11 protein-coding genes are annotated in these 11,347 nt (G+C 64.6%); 8 read left to right on the top strand and 3 right to left on the bottom strand.

Annotated elements, in window-relative coordinates:
- Window positions 1-81 precede the first annotated feature (81 nt).
- Entirely contained in the window at window positions 82-1,125 is a 1,044-nt protein-coding gene (locus IEG05_RS16385) for an NAD(P)H-dependent flavin oxidoreductase (RefSeq protein WP_191122377.1), read from the bottom strand.
- Between the two features lie 135 nt (window positions 1,126-1,260).
- Here IEG05_RS16385 and IEG05_RS16380 point away from each other — a divergent pair, with 135 nt between their 5' ends.
- The gene (locus IEG05_RS16380) at window positions 1,261-2,100 is read left to right on the top strand and encodes a 23S rRNA (adenine(2030)-N(6))-methyltransferase RlmJ (RefSeq protein WP_191122376.1); all 840 of its coding nucleotides are present in this window, start codon (window positions 1,261-1,263) and stop codon (window positions 2,098-2,100) included.
- Between the two features lie 136 nt (window positions 2,101-2,236).
- Here the strand turns inward: IEG05_RS16380 and IEG05_RS16375 are convergent, their stop codons facing one another.
- Together IEG05_RS16375 and IEG05_RS16370 are read right to left on the bottom strand one after the other, a co-directional pair.
- Complete coding sequence (locus IEG05_RS16375) at window positions 2,237-3,211, bottom strand: serine/threonine protein kinase (protein WP_102832227.1); 975 nt, start codon at window positions 3,209-3,211, stop codon at window positions 2,237-2,239.
- 71 nt (window positions 3,212-3,282) lie between these two features.
- Window positions 3,283-3,987: a ComF family protein gene (locus tag IEG05_RS16370; RefSeq protein WP_191122375.1), complete on the bottom strand. Its 705-nt coding sequence runs from the start codon at window positions 3,985-3,987 to the stop codon at window positions 3,283-3,285.
- Between the two features lie 93 nt (window positions 3,988-4,080).
- On the opposite strand from IEG05_RS16370, the gene bioB reads away from it, so the two are divergent.
- The 7 genes from bioB (at window position 4,081) to IEG05_RS16335 (ending at window position 11,168) form a co-directional block, all read left to right on the top strand.
- Window positions 4,081-5,139 (top strand): biotin synthase BioB, encoded by a 1,059-nt coding sequence (gene bioB / locus IEG05_RS16365; protein WP_191122374.1) that lies wholly within the window; start codon window positions 4,081-4,083, stop codon window positions 5,137-5,139.
- Window positions 5,140-5,260: 121 nt separating this feature from the next.
- Entirely contained in the window at window positions 5,261-6,439 is a 1,179-nt protein-coding gene (bioF, locus tag IEG05_RS16360; RefSeq protein WP_191122373.1) for an 8-amino-7-oxononanoate synthase, read from the top strand.
- Complete coding sequence (locus IEG05_RS16355) at window positions 6,432-7,157, top strand: alpha/beta fold hydrolase (RefSeq protein ID WP_191122372.1); 726 nt, start codon at window positions 6,432-6,434, stop codon at window positions 7,155-7,157. The genes bioF and IEG05_RS16355 overlap by 8 nt, the downstream gene beginning before the upstream one ends.
- Complete coding sequence (gene bioC, locus IEG05_RS16350; RefSeq protein WP_014818866.1) at window positions 7,150-7,965, top strand: malonyl-ACP O-methyltransferase BioC; 816 nt, start codon at window positions 7,150-7,152, stop codon at window positions 7,963-7,965. The genes IEG05_RS16355 and bioC overlap by 8 nt, the downstream gene beginning before the upstream one ends.
- Entirely contained in the window at window positions 7,965-8,651 is a 687-nt protein-coding gene (gene bioD / locus IEG05_RS16345; RefSeq protein WP_042921894.1) for a dethiobiotin synthase, read from the top strand. Before bioC ends, bioD begins: the two co-directional genes overlap by 1 nt.
- 87 nt (window positions 8,652-8,738) lie before the next feature.
- Window positions 8,739-8,987 carry a hypothetical protein gene (locus IEG05_RS16340; protein WP_014818868.1) on the top strand — a complete coding sequence of 83 codons (249 nt, stop codon included), beginning with the start codon at window positions 8,739-8,741 and terminating at the stop codon, window positions 8,985-8,987.
- A 375-nt stretch (window positions 8,988-9,362) separates the two neighbouring features.
- On the top strand, window positions 9,363-11,168 hold the full coding sequence (locus IEG05_RS16335; protein WP_023445082.1) for a phenylacyl-CoA dehydrogenase: 1,806 nt from the start codon (window positions 9,363-9,365) through the stop codon (window positions 11,166-11,168).
- Window positions 11,169-11,347 lie beyond the last annotated feature (179 nt).

Raw genomic sequence — 11,347 nt, 5'->3', positions numbered from 1 at the left:
GCGGGATTCCGTGTGACGTGCGGTCGATTCTACGCGCCGTCACGGCGGCTCAGGGCTCGCCGCGACGGACTGCGTAATGACTCAGGCCCGCCAGCCGGCCGCGAGTTCACGAGTCAGCTGGCCGGCCGGGATCTCCCGGCAGCCGCTGACATTTTGCCCGGCCCACAGCGGCGTACAGTGATCCAGGCCCTGCTTCTCGGTCTGGGCGCGCAGCGCGCCGATGGCGTTGCCGGCCAGCGGGAAGGGCGGCACGCCTTCGGGCAGCGGACCCAGCTCGCGCATGATGCGGTTGACGATGCCGCGCGCCGGGCGCCCGCTGAACAGGGTGGTCAGCGCCGTATGCGCTGCTTGCGGGCTCTTCAGCGCGGCGCGATGCAGCGCATTGGTGCGGCTCTCCGGGCACAGCAGGTAGGCCGTGCCCAGTTGCACACCAGCCGCACCGAGCGTCTGCGCTGCAGCCACGCCCCCGGCATCGGCGATGCCGCCCGCGGCGACCACCGGCACGTTTAGCGCGGCGACCAGTTGCGGCAGCAGGGCAAAGGTGCCGAGTTGGGTGGTCAGGTCCTCGCTGAGAAAGATGCCACGGTGGCCGCCGGCTTCCAGGCCCTGGGCAATCACCAGGTCGACGTCGTGCTGCTGCAGCCAGAGGCCTTCGGCGACCGTAGTCGCGCTGGAGGCGATCTTCGCCCCGGTGGCGCGGGCGCGTTGCAGCAGATCGGGCGCCGGCAGGCCGAAGTGGAAGCTGATCAGCGCCGGCTTGTGCCGCTCCAGCACCGCGGCCATTGCCGCATCGAACGGCTGGCGGGTGGCGCCGGTGGGAATGCTCGCCGGGTTGATGGCGAATTCGGCGAACATGGGTGCGAGCATCCGGTGCCAGGCGTCGAAGGCCGTCGGGTCGGCAGCCGGCGTCTGGTGGCAGAAGAAGTTGACGTTGTAGGGCCGGTCGCTCAGCGCCTCGATGGCGGTCAGTTCGGCGTCCAGCGCCTCGGCATTGAGCATGCCGGCCGGGATCGAACCCAGCCCGCCGGCCTCGCAGACCGCCGCGGCCAGCAGGTGATTCTGTGCACCGGCCATGGGCGCCTGGATGATCGGGTGCTCGATGCCGAAGAGATCGCGTAGGTCCATGAGGTCAGCTCCGTTCAGTCGTCGTGGGTGGGCACTGTAGCCCTAGTCGGTGGCCGGGGAAAACGACGCTGGTCATGCCGGACCTGCGCGGCGCAAGGCGGACGGGTAAACTGCGCGGCTCTCGAGGAGGATCAGATGAACTACCGCCACGCCTTCCATGCCGGCAACCACGCCGATGTGCTCAAACACCTGGTGTTGAGCCGGATCTTCGCCCTGCTGTCGCGCAAGGAGGCGCCCTTCGCCTACCTCGACAGCCATGCCGGCGTCGGCCTCTACGACCTGGCCGGCGACCAGGCCAGCCGCACCGGCGAGTGGCTGCAAGGCATCGCCCGCATCTGGCAGGCCGAGGCGCACCCGGCGCTGCTCGATGACTACCTCGGCGTGATCCGCCAGCTCAACCCGGACGGCACGCTGCGCTATTACCCCGGTTCGCCGGAGCTGGCGCGGCAACTGACCCGCGAGCAGGATCGCCTGCAGCTCAACGAAAAGCATCCCGAGGACGGCGCGCTGCTCAAGGACAACATGGCCGGCGACCGCCGCGTGGCCGTGCACCGAGGAGAGGGCTGGCATGTACCGCGGGCCTTGATGCCGACGCAGGAAAAGCGTGTGGTGTTGTTGATCGATCCACCGTTCGAACAGGCCGACGAACTGAGCCGTTGTGTGACGGCGCTGAAGGAAGCGCTCGGCCGTATGCGCCAGACCATCGGTGTGATCTGGTATCCGATCAAGGACGAGCGCCAGCTCAAGCGCTTCTATCAGGACCTGGCGCGCAGCGGGGCGCCCAAGTTGCTGCGTGCCGAGCTGTTCGTCCACCCCGCCGACGACGCCAGCCGCCTGAGCGGTTCGGGCTTGGCCATCGTGAACCCGCCGTGGGGGCTGGAGGAAGAGCTGCGCGAGCTGTTGCCATGGCTGTCCGAGCAGCTGGCGCAGAGCCAGGGCAGCTGGCGCCTGGACTGGTTGATCGAAGAGGCTTGAGCCGCGGGATCGCCACCCGGTGGACCGCCACCCGGTGGATCGATAGAGCGCGATCCACCCTACGCAGACGCCGGGATTCGTAGGGTGGATTTCGCTTTTCACATCCACCGTCACGGGTCCGCAGCCACACCATGCCTCAGAACAACCTGAGCGGCTCTTCCTGCAGCGCCGATATCTGTTCGCGCAGGATCAGCACCTGGTCGCCCCAGTACCGTTCGCTGCCAAACCAAGGAAAGCTCATCGGAAAGGCCGGGTCATCCCAGCGGCGAGCCAGCCAGGCGCTGTAGTGCATCAGCCGCAGGGCGCGCAGCGCCTCGATCAGCGGCAGCTCGCGGGGGGCGAAATCATGGAATTCGTTGTAGCCGTCCACCAGTTCGGCCAGCTGACCAAGACGTTCATGGCGCTCGCCGGCGAGCATCATCCACAGGTCCTGCACCGATGGGCCCATGCGGCAATCATCGAGATCGACCAGATGAAAGGCATCGTCGCGGGCGAGGATGTTGCCCGGGTGGCAATCGCCATGCAGGCGGATCGGGGTGAAGTTGGTGCTGGCGAAGACGTCTTCGACCCGTTTGAGCAGATCGCGTGCCACCGACTCGTAGGCAGGCAGCAGGCTTTTGGGCACGAAGCCGCCTTCCAGCAAGCTATTCAGCGAATCGTGGCCGAAATTCTGTACGCCCAGCGTTTCGCGATGCTCGAACGGCCGGTTTGCACCTATCGCATGCATCCGCCCCAGCAGCTGGCCGAGACGATAGAGCTGGTCGAGATTGCCCGGCTCCGGCGCGCGGCCTCCTCTACGTGGAAATAGCGCAAAGCGGAAGCCGGCGTGCTCGAATAGCGTCGTGCCGTTGCGTTCCAGCGGCGCCACCACCGGCACCTCGTGCTCGACCAGTTCCAGGCTGAACTGGTGCTCCTCGAGAATCGCCTCGTTGCTCCAGCGACCGGGACGGTAGAACTTGGCGATCAGTGGTGTTTCATCTTCGATGCCCACCTGATAGACGCGGTTCTCGTAGCTGTTGAGCGCCAGCACGCGGGCATCGCTGAGATAACCGATGCTTTCCACAGCGTCGAGGACCAGGTCCGGCGTGAGTGTATCGAAGGGATGAGACATGACCGGCTCCGCAGAATAGACCGATCAGTGTATTGCACCGGGGCTTTTAAACAACCGCGCGTCCGCCGCTATCAGTCGCCTGGCTTGGGCGTGCGTGCCAGGCAGTAGACGTCCACTCGCACCGCACCCGCACGCTTGAGCAGTCGCGCCAGCGCCTCGGCGGTCGCACCGGTGGTCAGCACGTCGTCGATCAGCGCCAGATGGCGGCCCTTGATGTCGGTACCCGGCGCCAGGCAAAACGCCTGGCGCAGATTGCGTCGTCGCGTGGCGGCGTCCAGTTGCTGCTGCGGTGGCGTATCGACGACGCGTTCCAGCAGATGCTCGTCGACCGGCAGTTTCAGCGCTCCGCCCAGCCACCGCGCGAGCATCTGCGCCTGATTGAAGCCGCGCTGGCGCAGGCGTCGACGTGCCAGCGGTACCGGGACCAGAAGATCAGGCTGCGGCAGTCCCTCGGTGAAGGCGTGCTGCAGATGCAGCGCCAGGCGCTCGCCAAGCAGGCGGCCGAATGGCCAGCGCGCCTGGTGCTTGAAGCGGGTGATCAGTGCATCCACGGGAAAGGCGAAGCGCCAGGGCACCTCGACGTGGTCATAGCTTGGCGGCCTTTTCTGGCATTCGCCGCAGACCAGCCCGCGTGTCGGCATTGGCACGGCACAGGTTGCACACCGGCCATCGAGCCAGGGCAGTTCGGCTTCGCAAGGGCCGCACAGTGGGTGACCGTCGCAAGGTTCATCGCACAGCAGGCAGTGCTGTATATTAATTGACCAGTTGTAAACCATGATTCCTTTCCTGGTTGACAGCGTATCGAGCTTGGCTAACCATTCCGCATCCGTGCCAGGCCGCCGAGCCGCTATTAATTACAAGGAATGCCCATGAGCGCCACCTCCGCTTCCGTTACCCGCCACGATTGGACCCTCGCCGAGGTCAAGGCGCTCTTCGAGCAACCCTTCAATGATCTGCTGTTCCAGGCGCAGACCGTGCACCGCCAGCACTTCGATGCCAACCGCGTGCAGGTCTCCACGCTGCTGTCGATCAAGACCGGCGCCTGCCCGGAAGACTGCAAGTACTGTCCGCAATCCGGGCACTACAACACCGGCCTCGATAAAGAGAAGCTGATGGAAGTGCAGAAGGTGCTGGAGGCGGCGGCCGAAGCCAAGGCCATCGGCTCGACACGTTTCTGCATGGGTGCCGCCTGGAAGCATCCGTCGGCCAAGGACATGCCCTACGTGCTGAAGATGGTCGAGGGTGTGAAGGCGCTGGGCCTGGAAACCTGCATGACCCTCGGCAAGCTCGATCAGGAGCAGACCAAGGCGCTGGCGGCGGCGGGGCTGGACTACTACAACCACAACCTCGACACCTCGCCGGAGTACTACGGCAACATCATTACCACCCGCACCTATGGCGAGCGTCTGGAAACGCTGAGCTACGTGCGCGAGGCGGGGATGAAGATCTGTTCCGGCGGCATCCTCGGCATGGGCGAGTCGCTGGACGATCGCGCCGGCCTGCTGATCCAGCTGGCCAACCTGCCTGAGCACCCGGAATCTGTGCCGATCAACATGCTGGTCAAGGTCAAGGGCACGCCGCTGGCCGAGGAACAGGACGTCGATCCGTTCGACTTCATCCGCATGCTAGCCGTGGCGCGGATCATGATGCCGAAATCCCATGTGCGGCTGTCCGCCGGACGCGAGCAGATGAACGAGCAGATGCAGGCCTTGGCCTTCTTCGCTGGTGCCAACTCGATCTTCTACGGCGAGAAGCTGCTGACCACCGCCAATCCGCAGGCGGACAAGGACATGCAGCTGTTCGCGCGTCTGGGCATCAAGCCGGAAGAGCGCCACGAGCATGCCGACGAAGTACACCAGGCGGCCATCGAGCAGGCGCTGATCGAACAGCGCGACAGCAAGTTGTTCTACAACGCCGCTTCAGCCTGATGATTCGTTTCGGTGGACGGAGACGCCAACTGCGCCCCGATTCCCCCGACACTTAACGCGACTCTTCGTAAGGTGGATAAACCCGCTTGCGGTTATCCACCATTCGCCGGTATCCGAGTCCATGACTTTCGATCTCTCCGCCCGTCTTGCCGAGCGCCGCGCGGCCCATCTCTATCGTCAACGCCCGTTGCTGGAAACGCCGCAGCAGCCGGAAGTGATGGTCGATGGGCAGCGGCTGCTGGCGTTCTGCTCCAACGACTACCTGGGACTGGCCAGCCATCCCGAGGTGATCGCAGCCATGCAGCAGGGCGCCGCAAAGTGGGGTGTGGGCGGCGGCGCCTCGCATCTGGTGATCGGCCACAGCATGCCGCATCACCAGCTCGAGGAAACCCTTGCCGAATTCACCGGCCGACCACGGGCGCTGCTTTTTTCCACCGGTTATATGGCGAATCTGGCTGCGGTGACGGCGCTGGTCGGGCAGGGCGATACGGTGCTGCAGGATCGCCTCAATCACGCCTCCCTGCTCGACGCCGGTTTGCTCTCCGGCGCGCGCTTCTCGCGCTACCTGCACAACGATGTCGAAAGCCTCGCCAAGCGCCTGGAGAAAGCCAGCGGCAATACTCTGGTGGTGACCGATGGCGTATTCAGCATGGACGGCGATCTCGCAGAACTGCCGGCGATTTGTGCCACGGCGAAGCAGCGTGGCGCCTGGGTGATGGTCGACGATGCCCATGGCTTCGGTCCGCTGGGCGCGACGGGCGCCGGCATCGTCGAGCATTTCGGTCTGGGCATGGATGACGTTCCGGTACTGGTCGGTACGCTGGGCAAGGCGTTTGGCACCGCAGGCGCCTTTGTCGCCGGTAGCGAGGAGCTGATCGAAACTCTGATCCAGTTCGCGCGACCGTACATCTACACCACCAGCCAGCCGCCTGCGGTGGCCTGTGCCACACTGAAAAGCCTGGAGCTTTTACGTAGCGAGGGCTGGCGCCGCGAGCACCTGAACCGGCTGGTGGCGCGTTTCCGCGAAGGCGCGGTGCAGATCGGCCTGACACTGATGGCCAGCCCGACACCGATCCAGCCGGTGCTGGTCGGCAGCAGCGAACGGGCGTTGAGGCTGTCGGCATTGCTGCGCGAGCGCGGCATCCTGGTCGGCGCGATTCGCCCACCAACCGTTCCGGCCGGCAGCGCACGGCTGCGGATCACCTTCACGGCGAGCCACAGTGAGGCACAGCTGGACCGCCTGCTGGAAGCGCTGGCCGAGTGCTGGGCCCTGTTGCCCAAGGAGAACGAGGATGCGTGATCGACTGATTCTTCTGCCGGGCTGGGCGTTCAGCTCGGCCGCCCTTGAACCCCTGGCCGAGCTATTGCGCGACCGCGAGCCACGGCTGCAGGTCGACATTGCCCCACTGCCGACGCTGGATCGCCCCGAGGCCTGGCTCGATGAGCTGGATGCGCGGCTGCCCGTCGACAGCTGGCTCGCCGGTTGGTCGCTGGGCGGCATGCTGGCCACGCAGCTGGCAGCACGCCGTGGCGACAACTGCCCTGGCCTGATCACCATCTGTAGCAACCCCTGCTTCCGCAGCCGTGACGACTGGCCGACGGCGATGCCTGCCGAAGTGTTCGATGCCTTCGAGGAGGCCTTCCTCCTCGGGCCGGATGACACGCTCAAGCGCTTCAGCCTGCTGTGCAGTCGCAGTGCCTACGATCCGCGCACGCTGGCGCGGCAACTGCAGGTTAGCCTGCTCGAGCAGCCGCAGGCAGTGTCGGCCGCGGGTCTGCGCCTGCTCGCCGAGCTGGACGGCCGCGAGGCGCTGCAAGGTTATGTGGGGCCACAGCTGCATCTGTTCGCCGATGGTGATGCGCTGGTGCCGTCTTCAGCGGCAGATGCGCTGCTGGCCTGTCTGCCGGATGTGGAAGTCGATGTGCTGGCCAATGCCAGCCACGGCCTGCCGCTGGAGCGTGCCGACGACGTGGCGACGGCAATGCTGGTGTTTATGGGTGATGGCGAGGATGACTGAAGCATCGCTCAGCGAGCGTCCGCCCGCGCAGCTGCCTGATAAGCGTCAGGTCGCGGCATCGTTTTCCCGTGCTGCGGGCAGTTACGACAGCGTCGCCGCGCTGCAGCGACAGGTCGGCAATCAATTGCTGGCCCGACTGCCCTCCACTCGGCAACCCGGCCGCTGGCTCGATCTCGGCAGCGGCACCGGCTACTTCTCCCGCGTCCTGGCTGCGGCCTTTCCGGAGGCCGATGGCCTGGCACTGGATATCGCCGAGGGCATGCTGCGCCATGCACGGCCGCAGGGCGGCGCACGGCATTTCGTCACCGGTGACGCCGAGCGGCTGCCGCTGCGTGATGGCACTGTCGACCTGATCTATTCGAGCCTGGCACTGCAGTGGTGCGAGGATTTCGCCAGCGTGCTGAGCGAAGTGCGGCGGGTGCTGCGTCCGGGCGGCATCTTTGCCTTCACCAGTCTGTGCAGCGGTACCCTGCAGGAGCTGCGGGACAGCTGGCAGGCGGTGGACGGCTTCGCTCACGTCAACCGCTTCCGCTCGCGGGAGGCCTACCAGACGCTGTGTAGGGGCTGCGGTCTGGGATTGGCGAGTCTCGAAGTGCGCCCGGAAGTGCTGCATTTCCCCGATCTGCGCCAGCTGACCCATGAGCTCAAGGCGCTGGGTGCGCACAACCTGAATCCGGGTCGCCCGGATGGACTGACCGGGCGTGCACGCATCCGCGCGCTGGTCGAGGCCTACGAAGGGTTCCGCCGTCCCGAGGGGCTTCCAGCGACCTACCAGGTGATCTACGGCATTCTGCACAAGGAGCCATGATGCATCGCGCTTTCTTCATTGCCGGCACCGATACCGATGTTGGCAAGACCACTATCGCCGCGGGCCTGCTGCATGCAGCGCGCCTGGCGGGGTTGTCCACCGCAGCGGTGAAGCCGGTCGCCTCAGGCTGCGAAAGGACCGAGCAGGGCTTACGTAACAGCGATGCGCTGGCCCTGCTGGCCGAGTGCAGCCTTGCGCTGGACTATGCGACCGTCAACCCGTTCGCGTTCGAGCCGGCTATTGCCCCGCACATAGCCGCCCGCGAAGCGGGTGTCGAACTGACCGCCGCTCGTCTGATCGAGGCCGTGCAACCGGTAATGGCCCGGCAGGCCGGCGTCACTCTGGTCGAGGGCGCGGGAGGCTGGCGAGTCCCGCTGAATGCGCGTGAGCATCTGTCGGCATTGCCCGCGGCGCTGGGTTTACCGGTCATTCTCGTAGTAGGGGTGCGCTTGGGTTGTATCAACCATGCGCTGCTCAGTGCCGAAGCGATCGCCCGCGACGGGCTGGCGCTGGCTGGCTGGGTGGCGAATATCATCGACCCTGCCACGTCGCGGCTGGATGACAACCTCGCCACGCTCGCTGAGCTGCTACCGGCACCCTGCCTTGGCCAGGTGCCTCGCCTCGCTGCGCCAACGGCGCGTCAGGTCGCGCGCTACCTGACGTTGCCCGCGTTGCAGCCGGTGTGAGCGGACGCGCATTGCGGCGACTCGCGCCTTGCGGTACGTGTCGGCATCTGCTTGAATGCTGGCAACCTGATAGCGCGTGGAGTCACCATGCAAATCACCAATAACCTTCTGGGCGCGGGTCTCAGTGCCTACCAGGGCGGTCAGCAGCGCGTCGAGCAGGCCGCTTCGTCCATCGCCTCCGCCAACGCGCCAGTGCTGGGCAACTCCCAGGCGGTCACCGAAATCACCGAGCAACTGATCCAGTTGAAGGTCGGTGAACACAGTGCCAAGGCAGGCGCCCGTATGATCCAAAGCGCTGACGAAGTTCTCGGCACGCTGATCGATACCCAGGCCTGATCGCGTACTCCGGCGCTCATCGATTCTCCTTGCTGATTCGAGTCGTCATTCATGCGCTCGGCCAGCTTCGCTTTTCTCCTTCCTGCATCTTCGTTCCCGCCAGTCAGCTCGGCAGGCGCCGGGCTTGCTGCGTCTTTGCAACATCAGATTTCCTATTCCCGAATTTCGCCAGGCGTGGCTTTCGCTCGACCTGAATTTGGCTGATTCAGCCGATAAGTGGTGCCCTGTTCCGCGCTTGACATCGCTCAGGTCGAAACGTATGTTTCAAACGCCTGTTTGACCCTTCGGGCTGGTAGTCCGACGGTCGAAATCGAATTCAGATGGCTGGGTCGCCCGGTCAGCTTGTTACAAGAACTCACCGCTGAGGTTTACGCTATGCCCGACTACAAGGCCCCCTTGCGCGATATCCGTTTCGTACGTGACGAGCTGCTCGGCTACGAAGCGCACTATCAGAGCCTTCCGGGATGTGAAGACGCCACCCCGGACATGGTCAACGCGATTCTCGATGAGGGCGCGAAGTTCTGTGAGCAGGTACTTGCTCCGCTGAATCGCGTCGGTGACATCGAAGGCTGCACCTGGAGCGAGTCGGGCGTGAAGACGCCGACCGGTTTCAAGGAAGCTTATGAGCAGTATGTGGCAGGCGGCTGGCCGAGCCTGGCCCATGACGTCGACCACGGCGGTCAGGGTCTGCCCGAGTCCCTCGGTCTGGCTATCAGCGAAATGATCGGTCAGGCCAACTGGTCCTGGGGCATGTACCCCGGCCTGTCTCATGGCTGCATGAACACCATCGCTACCCACGGTACCGACGATCAGAAGCACACCTATCTGAGCAAGCTTGTGTCCGGCCAGTGGACCGGCACCATGTGCCTGACCGAACCGCACTGCGGTACCGATCTGGGCATGTTGCGCACCAAGGCGGAGCCCCAGGCCGACGGCAGCTACAAGCTGAACGGGACCAAGATCTTCATCTCCTCCGGTGAACACGACATGGCCGAGAACATCGTCCATATCGTTCTGGCTCGCCTGCCCGATGCTCCGGCTGGCACCAAGGGCATCTCCCTGTTCATCGTGCCCAAGTTCCTGCCCAACGCCGAAGGCGAGAAGGGCGAGCGCAACGGTGTGAACTGCGGATCGCTTGAACACAAGATGGGCATCCACGGCAACGCGACCTGCGTCATGAACTTCGACGGCGCCACCGGCTTTCTGATCGGTCCGCCGAACAAGGGCCTGAACGCGATGTTCACCTTTATGAACACCGCACGTCTGGGTACCGCGCTGCAGGGGCTGGCACATGCCGAGATCGGTTTCCAGGGCGGCATCAAGTACGCTCGTGAGCGCCTGCAGATGCGTGCGCTGAGCGGCCCCAAGGCGCCGGAAAAGCCAGCCGACCCGATCATCGTGCATCCGGACGTGCGTCGCATGCTGTTGACCATGAAGGCCTTCGCCGAGGGCAACCGCGCGATGGTCTACTTCACCGCCAAGCAGGTCGACATCGTCAAGAACAGCCAGGATGAAGAGCAGAAGAAGCAGGCCGACACGCTGCTGGCCTTCCTCACGCCGATCGCCAAGGCGTTCATGACCGAAGTAGGCTTCGAAGCTGCCAACCACGGCGTGCAGATCTACGGTGGTCACGGCTTCATCGCCGAGTGGGGCATGGAGCAGAACGTGCGTGACGCGCGTATCTCCATGCTGTACGAGGGCACCACCGGTATCCAGGCGCTGGATCTGTTGGGCCGCAAGGTGCTGATGACCCAGGGCGAGGCGCTGAAGTCCTTCACCAAGATCGTGCACAAGTTCTGCCAGAACCAGGAAGGCAACGAAGCCATCAAGGAGTTCGTTACCCCCCTGAATCAGCTGAACAAGGAGTGGGGCGAGCTGACCATGAAGATCGGCATGGCCGCCATGAAGGATCGTGAAATGGTCGGTGCGGCGTCGGTCGACTACTGCATGTATTCCGGCTACGCCTGTCTCGCCTATTTCTGGGCTGACATGGCTCGGGTTGCTGCCGAGAAGCTGGCTGAGGGCACCTCCGAGGAGGCGTTCTACAAGGCCAAGCTGCAGACCGCGCGATTCTACTTCCAGCGCATCCTGCCGCGTACCCGCATGCATGTTGACGCCATGCTGTCCGGTGCCGACAACCTGATGCAGATGGCTGAGGAAGACTTCGCTCTCGGTTACTGACGGGTTGAGGTTGTAAAGGAAAGCCGCTGCTTTGCAGCGGCTTTTTTGTGGCGCGCCAGGCATGGCGCGTAGCGCCGTGACTGGCGCTGTCGGGTTCACTGTGGTGGTGAGCCTGGCGACTTGGAGGTGAAAGTCCTCTACACACCCGGCAAGGGGAAGTGTTAGCTGAAGGCAAGGGT

Origin of the sequence: Stutzerimonas kunmingensis, assembly GCF_014764705.1 — a bacterium.
GTDB lineage: Bacteria > Pseudomonadota > Gammaproteobacteria > Pseudomonadales > Pseudomonadaceae > Stutzerimonas.
This window is presented reverse-complemented; position numbering and strand designations above follow the sequence as displayed.